Origin of the sequence: Cellulosimicrobium cellulans (assembly GCF_024124905.1) — a bacterium.
Taxonomy (GTDB): Bacteria; Actinomycetota; Actinomycetes; order Actinomycetales; family Cellulomonadaceae; genus Cellulosimicrobium; species Cellulosimicrobium cellulans_G.
Map to the genome: position 1 here is coordinate 543,055 of NZ_JAMXST010000004.1, position 19,565 is coordinate 562,619.

Sequence of the window (19,565 nt, forward strand, 5' to 3'; positions counted from 1 at the left end):
GAGCGCGCTCTCATCCACCGGGTGTGCTGCGACCGAGCAGTCCGAGAGAAGGCAATCCAGCCCCGCGTCAGATGACGTCGTCGTACCACTGACGCGTGGCGACACCTACGCACCGGCCGTCACGGCCGGGCGTCGACCACCCGCGGCCCGCCCTCTGAGCGGCGGGCGCAAACGAGGGGGAAGGGTCCTTCGTGACAGACACCATCGACACCGCCACGAGCAGCGCGACCGGTTCGGCCGCTGCCGGCGGGACCGCCCGGACCGGCGCGCTCTCCACGCTGCGCCTCCCGGAGCTGCAGGCGCTCGCCTCGCAGCTCGGGGTCAAGGGCACGTCCAAGATGCGCAAGGGCGATCTTGTGGACGTCATCCGCGCCCGCACCGGCGAGCAGAGCGCCTCCGAGCGCCCCGCCGCGCCGCGGCGCGACACGGACGGGGCGAACGCCTCGGGCCGTGAGACGAGCGAGGCGCCCGCCGCCTCCGGGCGCGGCCGCAGCCGCCGCGCCGAGCGTCCCGCCGCGAGCCCGGCGGCCACCACCGACAGCGCCGCGACGGCGCGCCAGGACGCGCCGTCGGCCGCGAGCCGCGAGGAGCGGACGGCCGCCCCCGTGCTCGACCTGCCCGTGCGCGCCGACGAGCAGCGCACGGAACAGCGCGGCGAGCGTCGCGACGGTCGTCGCGACTCCCGCTCGGAGGCCGCCGCCGCGGTCGCCGAGGCGCTCGGCGAGCAGGGCGTGCGCACGCGCGACACCTCGAACGAGTCCGCCGACGAGCGCGCCGCGCGCGCCGCCGCGGCGGTCGGCCTCGTCACGGGCGAGCGCGGCTCGCGCCGTGCGGGTCGCGGCGCCGGCGCACCCCGGGCCGGCGAGGGCGACGGCGACGCCACGCGCGCCGACCGTCAGCGCGACCAGCAGGGCGGCGAGCGCCAGCGCGACCAGCAGGGCGGCGCCCCGCAGCGTGAGCAGCAGAGCGGTGGCCAGGGTCGCGGCGAGCGTCAGGGTGACCGGCGGGACGACCGCCAGCTGCTGGACGACGAGCGCGGCGGCCGACGCCGCCGGGGTCGCGACCGCGGCCGCGAGCGCGACCGCAAGCGTGGCCGCAACCGCCAGGGACCGGACCTCGCGGGCCTCGACGACATCGAGGTCAACGAGGACGACGTCCTGCTCCCCGTCGCCGGCATCCTCGACATCCTCGACAACTACGCGTTCGTGCGCACGAGCGGGTACCTGCCGGGCCAGAACGACGTCTACGTCTCGCTCGGCCAGGTGAAGAAGGCCGGCCTGCGCCGCGGTGACGCCGTCACCGGCGCGGTGCGCCAGCCGCGCGAGGGCGAGAACCAGGGCAACACGGCGCGCCAGAAGTTCAACGCGCTCGTCCGCCTGGACTCGGTCAACGGCATGTCGCCCGAGGAGGCGCGCCAGCGTCCCGAGTTCACCAAGCTCACGCCCCTGTACCCGCAGGAGCGCCTGCGCCTCGAGAACTCCGAGGCCACGCGCCTGACGCCGCGCGTCATCGACATCGTCGCGCCGATCGGCAAGGGACAGCGCGGCCTCATCGTCGCGCCGCCCAAGGCCGGCAAGACGATCATCATGCAGCAGATCGCGAACGCGATCACGGCCAACAACCCCGAGGTCCACCTCATGGTGGTGCTCGTGGACGAGCGGCCCGAAGAGGTCACGGACATGGAGCGGACGGTGAAGGGCGAGGTCATCGCCTCGACGTTCGACCGCCCCGCGTCCGACCACACGATCGTCGCCGAGCTCGCGATCGAGCGCGCGAAGCGCCTGGTCGAGCTCGGCCAGGACGTCGTCGTGCTCCTCGACTCGCTGACCCGCCTGTCGCGTGCGTACAACCTCGCGGCGCCCGCCTCGGGCCGCATCCTGTCCGGTGGTGTGGACGCGTCCGCGCTCTACCCGCCCAAGCGGTTCTTCGGCGCGGCCCGCAACATCGAGAACGGCGGCTCGCTGACGATCCTCGCCTCGGCGCTCGTGGAGACGGGCTCCAAGATGGACGAGGTCATCTTCGAGGAGTTCAAGGGCACGGGGAACATGGAGCTCCGCCTGTCCCGCAACCTCGCCGACAAGCGCATCTTCCCGGCCGTGGACGTCAACGCGTCCGGCACGCGCCGCGAGGAGATCCTCCTGTCGCCGGACGAGCTGAAGATCGTCTACAAGCTCCGCCGCGTGATGGGCGCGCTCGACCAGCAGCAGGCGATCGAGCTGCTGCTCGGCCAGCTCAAGAAGACCCAGACGAACGTCGAGTTCCTGCTCCACGTCCAGAAGACGACGCCCGGCGGTCTCGCGGACGACGAGAACGTCGGCCGCACGATCTGACGGTCGGTCGGCAGGAGCCGACGGCGGGCGGCCCCGGGAAGTTCTCGGGGCGCCCGCGCGTTCTGGCACAATGGTTCGTCGGCCTGCGTCCGTCAGGCCGTGTGTCGCCGGTTCACAGGTGCGGTCGCCGCACCTGACCCGGAGACGTCACCCCAAGGAGAAAACCGTGAAGTCTGGTATCCACCCCGAGTACGTCGTCACCGAGGTGACCTGCACCTGTGGGAACACCTTCGTGACGCGCAGCACCGAGGCGTCGGGCAAGATCAGCTCCGACGTGTGCAGCGCCTGCCACCCGTTCTACACGGGCAAGCAGAAGATCCTCGACACCGGTGGCCGTGTGGCCCGCTTCGAGGCCCGCTACGGCAAGAAGGCCGCCGACAAGTAGCGACACCGCAGCGCCGGTGGTCCGATCCCGACAACCTCTCCAGGGGCAGTCGGCGAGGTCGGACCACCGGCGCTGTTGCTTTGCCCGAGCGATCCTCCCGATCCTCGCGCGGTCGCGCCTCCCGCCGACGACCGCGACCCGCCCGTCACCGAGGAGCCGTCCGTGACCGAGTCGTTCGCCGCCGTCGAGCCGCTGCTGGCCGAGCACGCCGACATCGAGACCCAGCTCGCCGACCCCGCCGTCCACGCCGACGCGGGCCGCGCGCGCACGCTGGGGCGGCGCTACGCCGAGCTCAACCAGGTGGTCGGCGCGTACCGCGCGTGGCGCGAGGCGAGCGACGACGCCGAGGCCGCCGCGGAGCTCGCGACCCTCGGCGGGGAGGACGGGGAGGCGTTCGCCGCGGAGCTCCCCGGACTGCGCGCCGCCGAGGAGGAGGCGCGCGAGCGCCTGCGCCGCGTGCTCGTCCCGCGCGACCCGGACGACGGCCGCGACGTCATCCTCGAGATCAAGGCGGGCGAGGGCGGCGAGGAGTCGGCGCTGTTCGCCGGGGACCTGCTGCGCATGTACCTGCGGTACGCGGAGCGACGCGGCTGGAAGACGGAGGTCCTCGAGTCGACCGACTCCGACCTCGGCGGCTTCAAGGACGTCCAGGTGGCGGTCAAGGCGCGCAGCACGCCGTCCGACCCCGCGGACGGCGTCTGGGCGAACCTCAAGTACGAGGGCGGCGTGCACCGGGTCCAGCGCGTCCCCGTGACCGAGTCGCAGGGACGGATCCACACGTCGGCGGCCGGGGTGCTCGTCTTCCCCGAGGTCGAGGACGCGGGCGAGGTCGAGATCGACCCGAACGACCTGCGCATCGACGTCTACCGCTCGTCCGGCCCGGGCGGGCAGTCCGTCAACACCACCGACTCCGCCGTGCGCATCACGCACCTGCCGACCGGCATCGTCGTGTCGATGCAGAACGAGAAGTCGCAGCTCCAGAACCGCGAGCAGGCGATGCGCGTCCTGCGCGCGCGCCTGCTCGCCGCCCAGCAGGAGGCTGCCGCCGCCGAGGCCGCCGACCTGCGCCGCTCCCAGGTCCGCACCGTCGACCGCTCCGAGCGCATCCGCACCTACAACTTCCCGGAGAACCGCATCGCGGACCACCGCACCGGGTACAAGGCGTACAACCTCGACCAGGTGCTCGACGGCGACCTCGACCCGGTCGTGCGCTCGGCGGTCGAGGCCGACGAGGCGGCGCGTCTCGCGAGCGCCGGCGATGCCTGAGCCGCTCGGTCCGACCCCGCCGTCGGACGGCGGCACCTCCGCCTGGCTGCGCTGGGCGACGGCGGTGCTCGACGCCGCCGGGGTGCCCTCGGCGCGCGCGGACGCCGAGCTCCTGCTCGCCCACGCCCTCGCGGTGCCCCGCGCCGAGGTGGCCCGTCGCGCAGTCCTCGGCACGCCCGTGCCGGACGACGTCGCGCCCACCCTCGCGCAGCTCGTCGCCCGGCGCGCGCAGCGCGTGCCGCTCCAGCACCTCGTGGGCACCGCGCCGTTCCGGCACCTCGAGCTGGCCGTCGGACCGGGCGTCTTCGTCCCGCGGCCGGAGACCGAGCAGGTCGCGCAGGTCGCCGTCGACGAGGCCCGCGCGGTCGTGGCCGGAACGGGGCGCGCGACCGTGGTCGACCTGTGCACCGGCTCGGCGGCGATCGCGCTCGCCGTCGCGACGGAGGTCGCCGGGACCGACGTGCACGCGGTCGAGCTCGACGCCGCCGCCCACGCCTGGGCCGAGCGGAACGTGACGGCCGTGCGGGAGGCGAGCGGCGTCGTCGTGCGCCTGGTGCGGGGCGACGCCCGCACGGCGCTCGCCGGGCCCGCCGCCGACGGTGGTCTCGACGGCGTGGTCGACGTCGTCGTGTCCAACCCGCCGTACGTGCCCCCCGGCGCCGTCCCGCGCGACCCCGAGGTGGCCGACCACGACCCCGGCGTGGCGCTCTACGGCCTCGGGCCCGACGGTCTCGAGGTGCCGCGGGGGATCACGGCCGCGGCCGCGCGGCTCCTGCGTCCCGGCGGCCTCTACGTCATGGAGCACGCCGAGGTCCAGGCCGCCGCCGCGCGGGACATGGTCGCGGCGACCGGCGCGTTCGTCGACGTCCGCACCGTCGTCGACCTCACGGGACGCGACCGCATGGTCGTGGCCCGGCGCTCGGGACCCGAGCACGCCGGTGACCCGGAGCCCGCCCCCGAGCGTGGAAGGATGGACCCGTGAGCTCCGTCCACCCCGTGACCGACCCGAACACCTGGGGCGCCGGCATCGACGAGGCGGTCAACGCGATCTCCCGCGGTGGCCTCGTCGTGCTGCCCACCGACACCGTCTACGGCATCGGCGCCGACGCGTTCGACGCCGAGGCCGTCGCCGCGCTCCTCGCGGCCAAGGGCCGCGGCCGGCACATGCCGCCGCCCGTGCTCGTGCCCGACGCGCGCACGCTCGACGGTCTCGCCACCGACGTGCCCGACGCCGCGCGCCGCCTCGTCGAGGCCTTCTGGCCCGGAGGCTTCACGATCATCCTGCGGGCGCAGCCCTCGCTGGCCTGGGACCTGGGGGAGACGCACGGGACCGTCGCGCTGCGCATGCCCGACCACCCGGCGGCGCTCGCGCTCCTGCGCCGCACGGGCCCGCTCGCGGTGTCGTCGGCGAACGCGACCGGACGTCCCGCGGCCCTCGACGTCGACGACGCGCGGGCACAGCTCGGCGAGGCCGTGGCGGTCTACCTCGACGGCGGCGCGGCGACCGGCGGGGTGGCGTCGACCATCGTCGACGCGACGTCCGACACGCTGCGCGTCGTGCGCCAGGGCGCGGTCACGCTCGACCGCCTCCGCGAGGTCGCGGACGTCGCGGGCCCGGACGACCCGCCCGCCGACGCCCAGACCGCCGACGACGCCGGGGAGCCGGAGGCGAACGGCGGGTGAGGGTCTACCTGCTCGTGATGCTCGTCGCCGCCGTGGTGACGTTCCTCACGACGCCCTTCGCGCGCTGGGTCGCGCTGCGCACCGGTGCGATCACCGCCGTGCGCGACCGCGACGTCCACACGATCCCGACCCCCCGCCTCGGCGGCCTCGCGATGCTGCTGGGCCTCGTGGTGGCGGTCGTCTTCGCGTCGCAGATGCCGTTCCTCGAGAGCGTGTTCGTCGGCGAGGTCGCGGGCCGGCTCGTGGCCGACCCGCGGATCTGGGGGATCGTCGGCGGGGCGGCGATCGTCTGCCTGCTCGGGATCGCCGACGACATCTGGGACCTCGACTGGATGACGAAGCTCGCGGGGCAGGTGCTCGCGGCAGGGCTGATGGCCACGCAGGGCGTCGTCCTGTACCGGCTGCCCCTCGGGATCGGGGACCAGCAGCTCATCTGGTCCTCGCGCCTCCAGCTCGCCGCGACGATCCTCGTGGTGGTCGTCGCGATGAACGCGGTCAACTTCGTCGACGGCCTGGACGGCCTCGCCGCGGGGCTCGTCGCGATCGGCGGCACGGCGTTCTTCGTCTACTCGTACGTGCTCACGCAGAAGGCGAGCGCCGACGACTACTCGAGCCTCGCGACGCTCGTGATCGCCGCGCTCGTCGGCATCTGCGTCGGCTTCCTGCCGCACAACTTCCATCCCGCGCGCATCTTCATGGGGGACTCGGGCTCGATGGTCCTCGGGCTCGTCATGTCGGCCGCGGCGATCGTCGTGACCGGCAAGATCGAGACCGACGCGCTCTCCGGCGCGCAGCAGATACCGGCCTTCATCCCGATCCTGCTGCCGCTCGCGGTGATCCTCCTGCCCCTGCTCGACATGGGCATGGCGGTGGTGCGCCGCGTCGCGCGGGGGAAGTCGCCGTTCCACCCGGACCGCATGCACCTGCACCACCGGATGCTCGCGATCGGGCACTCGCACCGGCGCGCCGTGCTCATCCTCTACGTCTGGACGGCGGTGTTCGCCTTCGCCGCCGTCGCGCTGGTGCAGTGGCACTGGCACGGCGTCGCCGTGGGCCTCGCCGTCGCCGTCCTGATCGCCGCGGTCCTCACCCTCGGCCCGCTGCGCACGCGTGGCCGGTTCCTGGACGACGACGCCGCGACCACGACGTCGTCCGTGCCCGTCACGACCACCACCTCCGACGACGACCCGAGCCCGGCCGCCCCGTCGGCCGCGCCCGCCGTCACGACACCGCCGAAGGAAGCCCTGAGATGACCACGAGCCAGCCCGATCCCGCCCAGCCGGACGGCGGGCAGCCCGCCGAGCAGACGATCGGCCCGCACGGCCAGGCCGTGCGCGCGGTCTTCCGGACCGCGCTGCGGGACGTCCTCGTGCTGCTGGGCGCGCTCACGGTCCTCGGCGTCGCGATCGGTGCGCTCGTCGCCGGGCTGCCGGGAGTGTGGGGCGCGCTCCTGGGCGTCGGCGTCGCGCTGCTCTTCTCGGCGACCACGGTCTGGGCGATGCTGCGCACGGTGGACGCGAGCCCGACGACGACCGCGGCGGTCGTCATGGGGAGCTGGCTCGCGAAGATGGTCGTGCTCATCGTCATCCTCGTGGTCCTGCGCGGCATGGACTTCTACGACCGGTGGGTCTTCGCCGGGGTCCTGCTCGTCGGCGTCGTCGGCTCCGCGGTGCTCGACTACCGGGCCGTGAGCAGGGGGCGGATCCCGTACGTCGAGCCCGACGCCCGCTGACCGACCACGCCCCTACCAGGTGGGCGGCGCCCGGGCCAGGGACCAGTTGCCCGGAGCGCATGAGCAAAATGTCACAAGCGCCGCCAGATCGGCGTGAGCACGCCGATCCATACGTTAGGCTACTGGCGAATCCATGACGGCCAGGTCCGACGGCGTGCCCACCAACGAGTGACGGCTGCCCGGACCACACGACCATTGGGAGTCCACCCTGTCCACGCTTGCGACCCCCGTGCTCCTCGCTGCTTCCGAGAGCGAAGGTGGCTTCCACGCGCCGTCGATCGCCGACTTCTTCCCGCCGGCCATCCTCTTCGAGGGCACGATCTTCCAGATCGACCGCATCTGGATCGTCCGCGTCGTCGCGACGATCGTCCTGCTGTCGATCTTCGTCATCGCGGCGCGCCGCGCGAAGCTCGTCCCCGGCCGGTTCCAGAACGCCATCGAGATGATCCTCGACTTCGTGCGCGTGCAGGTCGTCGAGGAGATCATGGGCAAGGAGAACGCGAAGCGCTTCGTGCCCATGATCACGACGATCTTCTGCGCGATCCTCGCGTTCAACATCACGGGCATCATCACCGGCCTCAACATGGCCGGCACCGCCCGGATCGGCATCCCGCTGCTCCTCGCCCTCTGGGTCTTCGTGACCTACTGGTACGTCGGCATCAAGAAGCACGGCCTCGGCGGCTACCTCAAGAGCAACCTCTTCCCCCCGGGGATCCCGGCGCCGATCTACCTGATCGTCACGCCGATCGAGCTGCTCCAGATCCTCATCATCCGGCCGGCCTCGCTGGCCATCCGTCTCGTCGCCAACATGGTCGCCGGGCACATCATGCTCGTCCTGTGCTTCGCGGCCACGCAGTACTTCTTCTTCGAGGCGGCTCCCGCGATGAAGGCGCTCGGGGTCCTCAGCCTGGCCGGCGGCTTCGCCTTCACGCTCTTCGAGATCCTGGTCGCCGCGCTGCAGGCGTACATCTTCGCCCTGCTCGCCGCGGTCTACATCAACATGTCGCTCGAGGAAGAGCACTGACCTGACGGTCGGCGCGCCTCGCCGCTCGCACCACCAGCTCGCTCCAGACGCATCAACCCACGCGACGCCGGACCACCCAGGGCCGGCGCCCAACGGAAGGAACACCCATCGTGGACGTCACCACCCTCGCCGAGGTCACCGGTAACCTCAACTCGGTCGGCTACGGCCTCGCCGCGATCGGCCCGGGCATCGGCCTCGGTATCCTCATCGGCAAGACCATCGAGGGCATCGCCCGCCAGCCTGAGGTCGCCGGCCAGCTCCGCGCCACCATGTTCCTCGGTGTCGCGTTCGTCGAGCTCCTCGCCCTGCTGGGTCTCGTCGCCGGCTTCCTCTTCCCCGCGGCGTGATGTCGGCGCTGACGAGCGCCGCCGGTTCGCTGGTGGCGCAGACGGAGGAGCCGGAGGGGATCGACCTCTTCCTGCCGGCCGGCTACGACCTGCTCTGGTCGGCGGTCGTCCTCGTCGTCATCGCGATCGTCTTCTACAAGGCCGTCCTGCCCAAGTTCCAGGCGGTGCTCGACGAGCGCACCGCGAAGATCGAGGGTGGCCTCGCCAAGGCGGAGTCCGCCCAGGCGGAGGCCGCGGCGGCGCTGGCGGAGTACCACCAGCAGCTCCAGGAGGCGCGCACGGAGGCGGCGAAGATCCGCGAGGAGGCGCGTGCCGAGGGCACGGCCATCGTCTCGGACCTGCGGGCGAAGGCGTCGGACGACGCCGCGCGCATCGTCGAGACGGCGCACCGCCAGATCGAGGCCGAGCGCCAGCAGGCCGCGGTCTCGCTGCGCAACGACGTCGGTCTGCTCGCGACGGAGCTCGCCTCGAAGATCGTCGGCGAGTCGCTCGCCGACTCGGCGCGCCAGAGCCGCGTCGTCGACCGCTTCCTCGACGAGCTCGAGGCCGCGGGTCCCGCGGCGGCGAGCGCGGCGGGCACGGCCTCCGAGGAGCGCTGATGCGCGGAACGAGCGGCGAGTCCCTGACGCAGGCGCGGGACCGGTTCGAGCCGGTCCTGCGCTCGGCGGGCGAGGGCGCGCTGGCGCTGGGCGAGCAGCTCTTCGCGGTCACCGCGGCGTTCGACGAGTCCGCGCCGCTGCGGCGCTCGCTCGCGGACCCGTCGCGGTCCGGCGCGGACAAGGCGGCCCTCGTGACCGCCGTCCTCGCGTCGGGCTTCGACGAGCGGGTCGTGGACCTCGTGGCCGGTCTCGTCCGGTCGCGCTGGACCCGCGAGGGTGACCTCGCGGACGCGACCGAGCGCCTGGGCCTGGACGCGGTCCTCGCGTCGGCCGAGGCCCGCGGTGCTCTGGAGAAGGTCGAGGACGAGCTGTTCCGGACGTCGCGCGCGCTCGTCGGGCAGCGCGAGGCGCGACAGGTCCTCTCCGACGACACGACCGACCCCGAGCGTCGCGCCGCGTTCCTGCACGCGCTGCTCGACGGCAAGGTCGACACGGTCACCGAGGTGCTCGCGGTCCACGCGACGCGCGCGCTGCGCGGTCGCCGGTTCGTCCCGACGCTGGGCTGGATCGGGGAGATCGCGGCCGAGCGCCGGCAGCGTCTCGTCGCCTCGGTCACGTCGGCCACGGTGCTCACGCAGGTCCAGCTCGACCGTCTCGCGACGCTGCTCGAGCGGGCCTACGGCCGCGCGGTGCAGCTCAACGTGACGGTGGACCCGGCCGTGCTCGGCGGGCTCCGCGTCCAGGTGGGCGCCGACGTCGTGGACTCCACCGTGCTCTCCCGGCTCGCCGACGCGCGCCGACGTCTCGTGAGCTGACGAGCCGACCCTTCCGACCGACGACCGTCCTGCCGGCCACCGGCCGCACAACCGACAAACGTTCGACCGCACCCGAACCACGAGGTGCGGCCACGACAGGAGAAGAGCAATGGCTGAGCTGACGATCCGGCCGGAGGAGATCCGGGCCGCTCTGGACAGCTTCGTGAAGTCCTACGAGCCCGAGGGCGCCGTGTCCGAGGAGGTGGGCCGGGTCACCCTGGCCGCCGACGGCATCGCCCAGGTCGAGGGTCTCCCGGGCGCGATGGCCAACGAGCTGCTGCGCTTCGAGGACGGGACCCTCGGTCTCGCCCTCAACCTCGACGTCCGCGAGATCGGTGTCGTCGTGCTCGGCGAGTTCACCGGCATCGAGGAGGGGCAGGAGGTCCGTCGCACGGGCGAGGTCCTCTCGGTCCCCGTCGGCGACGGCTACCTCGGCCGCGTCGTCGACCCGCTGGGCAACCCGATCGACGGCCTCGGCGAGGTCGCGACCGAGGGCCGCCGCGCCCTGGAGCTCCAGGCGCCCGGCGTCATGGCCCGCAAGTCGGTCCACGAGCCCCTCCAGACCGGTCTCAAGGCGATCGACTCGATGATCCCGATCGGCCGTGGTCAGCGCCAGCTGATCATCGGCGACCGCCAGACGGGCAAGACGGCGATCGCGATCGACACGATCATCAACCAGAAGGCGAACTGGGAGTCGGGCGACCCGACCAAGCAGGTCCGCTGCATCTACGTCGCGATCGGCCAGAAGGGCTCGACCATCGCGTCCGTCCGCGGCGCGCTCGAGGACGCCGGCGCGCTCGAGTACACGACGATCGTCGCGGCTCCCGCCTCGGACCCCGCGGGCTTCAAGTACCTCGCCCCCTACACCGGCTCGGCCATCGGCCAGCACTGGATGTACGGCGGCAAGCACGTCCTCATCGTGTTCGACGACCTGTCGAAGCAGGCCGAGGCCTACCGTGCGGTGTCGCTGCTGCTGCGTCGCCCGCCGGGCCGCGAGGCGTACCCGGGTGACGTCTTCTACCTGCACTCCCGCCTCCTCGAGCGTTGCGCGAAGCTCTCCGACGAGCTCGGCGCCGGCTCGATGACGGGCCTGCCGGTCATCGAGACCAAGGCGAACGACGTGTCGGCGTACATCCCGACGAACGTCATCTCCATCACGGACGGCCAGATCTTCCTCCAGTCCGACCTGTTCAACGCGGACCAGCGCCCCGCCGTCGACGTCGGCATCTCGGTGTCGCGCGTCGGTGGTGACGCGCAGGTCAAGGCGATGAAGAAGGTCTCGGGCACGCTGAAGCTCGAGCTCGCCCAGTACCGTGCGCTCGAGGCGTTCGCCATGTTCGCGTCCGACCTCGACGCGGCCTCGCGCGGCCAGCTGCAGCGCGGCGCGGTCCTCATGGAGCTGCTCAAGCAGGGCCAGTACTCGCCGTTCCCGGTCGAGGAGCAGGTCGCGTCCATCTGGGCCGGCACCAAGGGCAAGATCGACGACGTCCCGGTCGAGGACGTGCGTCGCTTCGAGTCCGAGCTGCTCGACCACCTGCGCCGCAACACGGACGTCCTCTCGACGATCGCCGAGTCCGGCAAGCTCGAGGACGAGACCGAGTCGCAGCTCGCCGCGGCGGTCGACGCGTTCCGCTCCGGCTTCCTCAAGGGTGACGGCTCGCCGCTCGTCGGCGGCGACACCGAGGACGAGGCCGAGACGGAGATCGAGCAGGAGCAGATCGTCCGGCAGAAGAGGGCCTGAGCATGGCCGGATCCCAGCGCGTCTACAAGCAGCGGATCAAGTCGACGCAGTCGCTCAAGAAGATGTTCCGCGCGCAGGAGCTCATCGCTGCGTCGCGCATCGGCAAGGCGCGCGACCGCACGGCCGCCGCGTCGCCGTACGCCCGGGCGATCACCCGGGCGGTCTCGGCCGTCGCGACGCACACGTCGACGAAGCACCCGCTGACCAGCGAGCGCACGGACACCAACCGCGTGGCGGTGCTCGTCGTCGCGTCCGACCGCGGCATGGCCGGCGCCTACTCGGCGTCGATCATCCGCGAGACGGAGCGCCTCGTCGAGCGGCTCGTGGCCGAGGGCAAGGAGGTCGCGCTCTACGCGGCCGGACGTCGTGCCATCTCGTACTACACGTTCCGCGGGCGCGAGCTCGCCGGCTCGTGGTCGTACGGGTCGGACGCGCCGAACTCGGAGGTCGCGGGGGAGATCGCGGACGCCCTGCTGGGCGCGTTCCTCGCCCCGGCCGCCGAGGGTGGCGTGAGCGAGCTGCACATCGTCTACACGCAGTTCGTCAACATGGTCACGCAGCGCCCGCGCGTCGTGCGGATGCTCCCGCTCGAGGTCGTCGAGGGCGTCGCCCCGGCGGGCAAGCACGACGTGCTCCCGCTGTACGACTTCGAGCCCTCGCCCGAGGCCGTGCTCGACGCGCTGCTCCCGCGCTACGTGCGCAGCCGGATCTTCAGCTGCCTCCTCGAGGCGGCGGCGTCCGAGCTCGCGGCACGTCAGCGGGCGATGCACACGGCGACGGACAACGCGGAGGACCTCATCCGCAACTACACGCGGCTGGCGAACCAGGCGCGTCAGGCGGACATCACCCAGGAGATCAGCGAGATCGTCTCGGGTGCCGACGCCCTGGCGGCGTCATGACGGGCCGCACGGCCCGCGCGGCCAGCACCATCATCGACAACCTGACCGACACCGCCGGGGACCACTCCGGCACTGCGAAGCGAGGCCAGCAATGACCGCCACCACCGTGGAAGCACAGGTCGAGCACTCCAGCGGTCCCGGCGTGGGCCGAGTCGCTCGTGTGATCGGCCCCGTCGTGGACATCGAGTTCCCGGCGGACGCCATCCCCGACATCTACAACGCGCTGACCGTCGAGATCGACCTCTCGTCGCAGGGCGAGGGCGAGAAGTCCTTCACGCTCACGCTCGAGGTCGCCCAGCACCTGGGCGACTCGCTCATCCGCGCGATCGCCCTCAAGCCGACCGACGGCCTCGTCCGCGGCGCCCAGGTGACGGACACGGGCGCGCCGATCAGCGTCCCCGTCGGCGACGTCACCAAGGGCAAGGTCTTCAACGTGACGGGCGACGTGCTCAACGCCGCTCCGGGCGAGACGGTCGAGATCACCGAGCGCTGGCCGATCCACCGCAAGCCCCCGGCGTTCGACCAGCTCGAGTCGAAGACCACGATGTTCGAGACGGGCATCAAGGTCATCGACCTGCTGACCCCCTACGTCCAGGGTGGGAAGATCGGCCTCTTCGGCGGTGCGGGCGTCGGCAAGACGGTCCTCATCCAGGAGATGATCCAGCGCGTCGCCCAGGACCACGGCGGTGTCTCGGTGTTCGCCGGCGTCGGCGAGCGCACGCGTGAGGGCAACGACCTCATCCACGAGATGGAGGACGCGGGCGTCTTCGACAAGACCGCCCTCGTCTTCGGCCAGATGGACGAGCCGCCGGGCACGCGTCTTCGCGTCGCGCTCTCCGCGCTGACGATGGCGGAGTACTTCCGCGACGTGAAGAAGCAGGACGTGCTGCTGTTCATCGACAACATCTTCCGCTTCACGCAGGCGGGTTCCGAGGTGTCGACGCTGCTCGGGCGCATGCCCTCCGCGGTGGGCTACCAGCCGAACCTCGCGGACGAGATGGGTCTGCTCCAGGAGCGCATCACCTCGACGCGTGGTCACTCGATCACGTCGCTCCAGGCGATCTACGTCCCGGCGGACGACTACACCGACCCGGCGCCGGCGACGACGTTCGCGCACCTCGACGCGACGACCGAGCTCTCGCGTGAGATCGCCTCGCGTGGTCTGTACCCGGCCGTGGACCCGCTCGCGTCGACGAGCCGCATCCTCGACCCGCGCTACGTGGGCCAGGAGCACTACGACGTCGCGACGCGCGTGAAGTCGATCCTGCAGCGCAACAAGGAGCTCCAGGACATCATCGCGATCCTCGGCGTGGACGAGCTCTCGGAGGAGGACAAGACGGTCGTCGCGCGTGCGCGCCGCATCCAGCAGTTCCTCTCCCAGAACACCTACATGGCCGAGAAGTTCACCGGCGTCGCGGGCTCGACCGTGCCGCTGAGCGAGACCATCGAGGCGTTCAAGAAGATCGCGGACGGCGAGTTCGACCACATCGCCGAGCAGGCCTTCTACAACATCGGTGGCCTCGAGGACCTCGAGCGCAACTGGGCGCGCATCCAGCAGGAGTACGGCGCCTGATCCGACGCACGCGCGGGGCCGGGCCGGTCGGTCCGGCCCCGCGGGCGTCGCACCCGGACCCGGACCGCGGCACGCGGGCCGGGCGTCGTCCCGGACACCACACCGGGCATGAACCGCCCATGAAGGAGTTCCCGTGGCACAGCTGAACGTCGACCTCGTGGCGGCGGACCGCAAGATCTGGTCGGGCCGCGCACAGCGGGTCACGGCCCCCGCGGCGGACGGTGAGATCGGCATCCTCGCGGACCACTCGCCGCTGCTCTCCGTGCTGCGCGAGGGGTCGGTGCGCATCGTGGCCGAGGGCGAGACCCTCGACGTGCGCGTCTCCGGAGGGTTCCTCTCCGTCGACTCGAACCAGGTCACGATCGTCGCGGACTCGGTCGAGTCCGTACCGGCCCGCTGACCTTCGCACGACCATGACGCCCCTGGCCTGGCTCGCGATCGGACTGCTCGTCCTCGTCCTTCTCGCGATCGGGCTGGGGGCGTGGCGTCTGCGCGCCCTGTCCCACCGCGTCGGCTCGTTCGAGTGCGGGGCGCGGCGCGCGGGTGCGGCCGGTGCGCCCTGGGTCGCGGGCATCGCGCACTACGGCGTCGGCCGCATCGACTGGTGGCGGCTGTGGTCGGTGTCGATCCGCCCCGCCCGGACGTGGTCCCGCTACGACCTCGTCATCGCGGGCCGCGAGCCGTTCGCCGGCGACGGGCCCGACACCTACCTCGTCCGGTGCCGGTACCACGGTCAGGACTTCGAGCTCACGATGTCGCGCGCCGCGTACGAGGGGCTGGCCTCCTGGCTGGAGGCCGCGCCGCCCGGCCGCCGCGACGTCGTCGTCTGAGGCGTCGCCCGTGGGCTGACGCCGCGACCCGGACCGCCCACCACCGACCCGGAGGACCTGCCTCATGCGTCTCGTCGTCGCCCGCTGCTCCGCCCGCTACACCGGCCGTCTCTCGGCGCACCTGCCGCTCGCGACACGCGTGCTCATCGTCAAGGCCGACGGGAGCGTGCTGCTGCACTCCGACGGCGGGTCGTACAAGCCGCTCAACTGGATGAGCCCGCCGTGCTCGCTCGCGGTGCGCGAGCCGTCCGAGGAGGCGCGCGAGCGCGGCGTGACCGAGGTCTGGGCCGTGCAGCACGCGAAGAGCGACGACCGCCTCGAGATCGAGCTCCACGAGGTCCAGCACGACAGCTCTCACGAGCTCGGCATCGACCCGGGGCTGGTCAAGGACGGCGTCGAGGCGCACCTGCAGGAGATGCTCGCCGCGCAGATCGAGCTGCTCGGGTCGGGCCACACGCTCGTCCGCCGGGAGTACCCGACCGCGATCGGCCCGGTGGACATCCTCGCCAAGGACGCGACCGGGGCGACCGTCGCGGTCGAGATCAAGCGCCGGGGCGACATCGACGGCGTCGAGCAGCTCACGCGGTACCTCGAGCTCCTCAACCGCGACCCGCTGCTCGCGCCCGTGCGCGGCGTGTTCGCCGCGCAGGAGATCAAGCCCCAGGCGCGCGTGCTCGCGACGGACCGGGGGATCGGCTGCCTCGTCCTCGACTACGACGCGATGCGCGGCGTCGACGACGTGGACTCCCGCCTCTTCTGACGCGCGACTCGCCGAGCAGGCGGTCGTGGCTCGTCCCGCAGCGAGGACGAGCCACGACCGCCTGGTCGACGAGTCAGGGCCGTGGGATCGGCCCTGCGGTCAGCAGGTGACGGCCCCGAACGGCGCCGTGTGCTCGGTGACCGTCCCTGCGGCGTCGGTCACGCGGACCGTCGCCGTGCCCGCCGCGAGCGACGCGGCGCGCGCCGAGAACGACTGGTAGGCGTTGGCACCTGGCGCGACGCCCGTGACCGTGCGCGTCCCGAACGGCGTGACGAGCTCGACGTCCACCGCGTCGCCCGCCCCGGCGCCGCCCGTGCCGACGTACGCCGCCCGGACCGCGACGTAGGCCGTGCCGGCGAGGCAGCGCGGGACGGCGGTGACGTCGACCTCGGGCGCGGGCGTCGCGGCGGACCGGGAGCGCACCTCGAACGACGCGATGCTCACCGTCCCACGGTCGGCCCGGAAGCCGATCGTCGGCAGGAGCCCGGCGAGCACGTCGGGGTCGGACGTGTCGAGCGCGCCGCCGGTCGTCGTGCCGCCGTACCAGGCCCACGCGCCGTCCTCCTCGGCGAACACGTCGACGCGCGCGCCGTTCACCTGGAGCGCGATCCGGTCGCCGGGGCCGTAGCCCCGGATGCCGAAGTACGGCGACGACCCGTCCGCGCCCCCGACGTAGTCGAGGCCGGACGCGACGTTCGTGTGGTTGAACCAGGCGAGCGCGTAGGTGCGGTCCGCGGCGGCGAGACCGAGGAACAGCGAGTCCTCCTGCGTCCCCGCGCCGGAGAACGCGCCGATCTCGGCGACCACCACGGACGACGGCGTCGCGCGGGCCGTGCGGTGGCCGTACAGCCCCCAGTAGCGCGCGTCGCCGGTCGCGGCGAGCACCCCGTCCCCGGCCGCGACGGCGGGCAGCGCCTCGCCGGAGGGCTGCAGGGTCGCGTAGTCCGCCGTGGTGTCGGCGTCGAAGTCGTCGTGCAGCACGACGTCGCCGTACCAGGCCGGGTCGAACGCGAGCCGGGTGGTCGTGGTCGCGCGCGCCTCCTCGGGAGCGCTCGACCCGCCCCAGCGCACGACGGCGCCGATCCGCGCCTCGCTGCCGGGGACGGCGTCGGACCCGGGCGTGACGTCCCACGACCGGGTCGCGCGGTCCCACGCCCCGAGGTCGACCGGGCCCGCCTCGCCCACGGCGACGGCCGTCCAGCCGGCCGGGAGGTCGGGCGCGACCTCGACGTCGGCGACGGCGTCCGCGCGCGTCGACACGGTCACGTCGACGCGCGCGGCGCGCCCGACGGCGGGCTCCGCGGCCTCGACGCGCGCGGAGACGGCCCGTGACACGGGGCTCCACGACTCGAGCTCGGTCACCCCGACGGACTTCCCGGGCGCGGCGTCGAACGTGACGCGGTAGCTCGTCGTCTCGAGCGGCGGGAACGTGATGCGGTTCAGGCCGTTGCCGACGGGCTGCTCGGGCACGCGTGTCTGGTCGGGGACGACCTGCCAGGCCGCGCCGTCCCAGTACTCGAGCTCGTAGCCGACGGCGGGCTGGACGGCGTCGGCGTCCTGGTAGCCGTGGAAACGGACGTCGCCGATCGTCGTCGGCTCGGCGAACTCGACGCCCAGCCAGTCGCGGGCGTTCGGCGAGGAGTAGTTGGACCAGCGCGTGTTCTGCGGCACCTCGTCGTACCAGACCTTGCCGTCGAGGACCCGCCACGCGTCGTCGTACCGCCACGTGTACGACGCGACGGGGCGCGGGTAGGCGTTCCGGAGCGGGTTCGCCGACGTGTTGACGGCGTGGGGGAGACGCTGCGGCTCGCCGCTCGGCACCGGCACCTCGACCGGGTCGGCGCCCTCGGAGAGCGCGTCGGCGTCCGCGCGCAGCACCTGCTCGCCGTCCACGTAGACGCGCAGGCCGGAGCCCGCCCCGTAGCGCGAGCCGTCGCGGTCGAACAGGACCGTGACGTTCCGCCCGTGGTACGGCACGTTCTCCGCGGCGAACCAGTCCCAGTCGGCCGGCACGAGCGGGTCGAGCACGAGCGAGTCGTCGGACTGCGGCTGGAGGCCGAGGAGGTCCTGGAGCACGAGGTCCACGTAGCTGGAGTGCAGGTAGTCCTCGGAGTGGTTGTTCCCGTCGTAGATCCAGCGGTCCTCGTCGGGGTGGTGCGCCTCGGCGACGTACGGCTCGCCGTCGCGGAACTGCGTGCGCACGTAGGTGTCGAACAGGTCGAGGTAGTCCGCGCGCGTGAGGTCGCCCGCGGCGTCGTCGCGCAGCGCGGTCGCGACGCCGTCGAGCGTGAGCGACGTCGAGAACGGCCACGACGGCCCGTCCCACTTGCAGCAGCCCTGGTCGGCCGAGCGCCAGAAGTCGGGGGAGCGGCGCTCGGTCACCGTCGGGCCGTACGGCGCCGCGAACCCCTGCGGGTCGAGGAGCTGGTCGAGGGCGACGGCCTGCTCGGGCGAGGCGAGGCCGAACTTCCACGGGACGAACCCGACGTCGAGCCGGTCGCGCAGCCGCTCGTGGTCCGGGTTCTCCCAGTCCACGACGTCGTAGTAGAACGCGCGCTCGTCGTCCCAGAGGTAGGTGTCCACGGCCTCGCGCAGCGCGGCGGCGCGGTCGCGGTACTCGGTCGCGGTCGCCTCGTCGCCGTTGAGCGTCGCGACCTCGGCGAGCGCGAGCATGTCGCCGTAGAGGTAGGCGTTGATCGACGGCCGGAACGTGTGGCGGCCCGCGTAGTCGCGGTCGGTCGCGTACGACGCGGGCGAGCTCTCCTTGGCGTCGTACTCGGGCGTCTGCCAGTAGAGCCCGAGGTCGGCGTCGAACTGGTTCCCCCAGTCCTCGACGAAGGTCTCCAGCTCGGGCTGGAGCGCGCGCAGGCGGTCGAGGTTCCCGGTGACCTTCGCGCGCTCGACGATCGCGGTCACGGCCCAGAACGAGTACTGGTGCGCCCAGTCGGCGGCCTCGGGGTTCTGCGCGGGCTCGATCTGGCCGGGGCCGGTGAGCCAGTAGTCCTCGTAGTCGTCCAGGTAGCGCTGGTCGCGCAGCCACCGGCCCTCGGCGAGCTGGTGGCCCGCCGCGGCGTTGATGGCCTGGTACGGCGCGGCGTAGCCGCAGCAGTCGAGGAACTCCGTGAGCACCCAGCCCGTGCCGGGCTCGGTGTAGCGCAGGTGCTCCTTGAGCACGCGCCAGCGGTAGTAGTAGACCGCCTCGGCGTCCGCGTCGGGGAGGTCCACGACGGGGACGTTGGCTGCGTACCAGTCGGGGTCGGCGTAGCCGTCGAGCTTCTCGCGGACGTCGACGAACGAGGTCCCCGGCCCGACCTCGGGCCGGTCGAGGGGCGTGGTCGGGTCGTCGGTCGTGGCGCCCGGGGACGTGGGCGGGGCTGACGCGGGGACCGGCGGCGTCGCCGCGACCGCCGGGGCCGCGAGGGCCAGGGCCAGGAGGCCGGAGGCGAGCGCCAGGGCGCCCGTCGAGCGTGGTCGTCGCATGCGTGTCCTTCGTCGTCGAAGAGCGGGTCCCGCGCGCTCCAGGGCACGGGGACGTGACTGCGCTGTCGGCCACAGATTCCCACAAGAGCGAACAGAAAACA

The 19,565-nt window shown here is 72.8% G+C and carries 18 protein-coding genes; 17 read left to right on the forward strand and 1 reads right to left on the reverse strand.

Annotation, left to right across the window (positions count from 1 at the left end; all coding sequences use genetic code 11):
- Window positions 1-191: 191 nt before the first annotated feature.
- From rho to nucS, 17 genes are all read left to right on the forward strand, one after another.
- Entirely contained in the window at window positions 192-2,330 is a 2,139-nt protein-coding gene (gene rho / locus NHH00_RS14565) for a transcription termination factor Rho (RefSeq protein ID WP_253053343.1), read from the forward strand.
- A gap of 166 nt (window positions 2,331-2,496) precedes the next feature.
- On the forward strand, window positions 2,497-2,715 hold the full coding sequence (gene rpmE, locus NHH00_RS14570; protein WP_253053345.1) for a 50S ribosomal protein L31: 219 nt from the start codon (window positions 2,497-2,499) through the stop codon (window positions 2,713-2,715).
- Window positions 2,716-2,877: 162 nt separating this feature from the next.
- The gene (gene prfA / locus NHH00_RS14575; RefSeq protein ID WP_253053347.1) at window positions 2,878-3,981 is read left to right on the forward strand and encodes a peptide chain release factor 1; all 1,104 of its coding nucleotides are present in this window, start codon (window positions 2,878-2,880) and stop codon (window positions 3,979-3,981) included.
- Window positions 3,974-4,963, forward strand: a complete 990-nt coding sequence (gene prmC / locus NHH00_RS14580) for a peptide chain release factor N(5)-glutamine methyltransferase (protein ID WP_253053349.1) — start codon at window positions 3,974-3,976, stop codon at window positions 4,961-4,963. Before prfA ends, prmC begins: the two co-directional genes overlap by 8 nt.
- Window positions 4,960-5,664: an L-threonylcarbamoyladenylate synthase gene (locus NHH00_RS14585; protein ID WP_253053351.1), complete on the forward strand. Its 705-nt coding sequence runs from the start codon at window positions 4,960-4,962 to the stop codon at window positions 5,662-5,664. The genes prmC and NHH00_RS14585 overlap by 4 nt, the downstream gene beginning before the upstream one ends.
- Window positions 5,661-6,917, forward strand: coding sequence for an MraY family glycosyltransferase (locus tag NHH00_RS14590; protein ID WP_253053353.1), 1,257 nt, complete (start codon window positions 5,661-5,663; stop codon window positions 6,915-6,917). The genes NHH00_RS14585 and NHH00_RS14590 overlap by 4 nt, the downstream gene beginning before the upstream one ends.
- Complete coding sequence (locus NHH00_RS14595; RefSeq protein WP_253053355.1) at window positions 6,914-7,396, forward strand: hypothetical protein; 483 nt, start codon at window positions 6,914-6,916, stop codon at window positions 7,394-7,396. The genes NHH00_RS14590 and NHH00_RS14595 overlap by 4 nt, the downstream gene beginning before the upstream one ends.
- A gap of 229 nt (window positions 7,397-7,625) precedes the next feature.
- Complete coding sequence (gene atpB / locus NHH00_RS14600) at window positions 7,626-8,420, forward strand: F0F1 ATP synthase subunit A (RefSeq protein WP_253053357.1); 795 nt, start codon at window positions 7,626-7,628, stop codon at window positions 8,418-8,420.
- A gap of 110 nt (window positions 8,421-8,530) precedes the next feature.
- Complete coding sequence (locus tag NHH00_RS14605) at window positions 8,531-8,767, forward strand: ATP synthase F0 subunit C (RefSeq protein ID WP_047232897.1); 237 nt, start codon at window positions 8,531-8,533, stop codon at window positions 8,765-8,767.
- Entirely contained in the window at window positions 8,767-9,366 is a 600-nt protein-coding gene (locus tag NHH00_RS14610; RefSeq protein WP_253053359.1) for a F0F1 ATP synthase subunit B, read from the forward strand. Before NHH00_RS14605 ends, NHH00_RS14610 begins: the two co-directional genes overlap by 1 nt.
- Window positions 9,366-10,181, forward strand: coding sequence for a F0F1 ATP synthase subunit delta (locus tag NHH00_RS14615; protein WP_253053361.1), 816 nt, complete (start codon window positions 9,366-9,368; stop codon window positions 10,179-10,181). Before NHH00_RS14610 ends, NHH00_RS14615 begins: the two co-directional genes overlap by 1 nt.
- Before the next feature lie 109 nt (window positions 10,182-10,290).
- Window positions 10,291-11,922: a F0F1 ATP synthase subunit alpha gene (atpA, locus tag NHH00_RS14620; protein ID WP_253053363.1), complete on the forward strand. Its 1,632-nt coding sequence runs from the start codon at window positions 10,291-10,293 to the stop codon at window positions 11,920-11,922.
- A 2-nt stretch (window positions 11,923-11,924) separates the two neighbouring features.
- A complete protein-coding gene (locus tag NHH00_RS14625; RefSeq protein ID WP_253053365.1) occupies window positions 11,925-12,821 on the forward strand; it encodes a F0F1 ATP synthase subunit gamma in 897 nt (298 codons plus the stop codon).
- A 91-nt stretch (window positions 12,822-12,912) separates the two neighbouring features.
- Window positions 12,913-14,394, forward strand: a complete 1,482-nt coding sequence (gene atpD, locus NHH00_RS14630) for a F0F1 ATP synthase subunit beta (RefSeq protein ID WP_253053367.1) — start codon at window positions 12,913-12,915, stop codon at window positions 14,392-14,394.
- A 133-nt stretch (window positions 14,395-14,527) separates the two neighbouring features.
- Complete coding sequence (locus tag NHH00_RS14635) at window positions 14,528-14,794, forward strand: F0F1 ATP synthase subunit epsilon (RefSeq protein WP_047232903.1); 267 nt, start codon at window positions 14,528-14,530, stop codon at window positions 14,792-14,794.
- Window positions 14,795-14,807: 13 nt separating this feature from the next.
- Window positions 14,808-15,224 (forward strand): DUF2550 domain-containing protein, encoded by a 417-nt coding sequence (locus tag NHH00_RS14640; protein WP_253053369.1) that lies wholly within the window; start codon window positions 14,808-14,810, stop codon window positions 15,222-15,224.
- 64 nt (window positions 15,225-15,288) lie between these two features.
- Window positions 15,289-15,984, forward strand: coding sequence for an endonuclease NucS (nucS, locus tag NHH00_RS14645; RefSeq protein WP_253053371.1), 696 nt, complete (start codon window positions 15,289-15,291; stop codon window positions 15,982-15,984).
- Between the two features lie 99 nt (window positions 15,985-16,083).
- Here nucS and NHH00_RS14650 read toward each other — a convergent pair whose 3' ends face one another.
- Window positions 16,084-19,464, reverse strand: coding sequence for an MGH1-like glycoside hydrolase domain-containing protein (locus tag NHH00_RS14650; RefSeq protein ID WP_253053373.1), 3,381 nt, complete (start codon window positions 19,462-19,464; stop codon window positions 16,084-16,086).
- Between the last annotated feature and the right edge of the window lie 101 nt (window positions 19,465-19,565).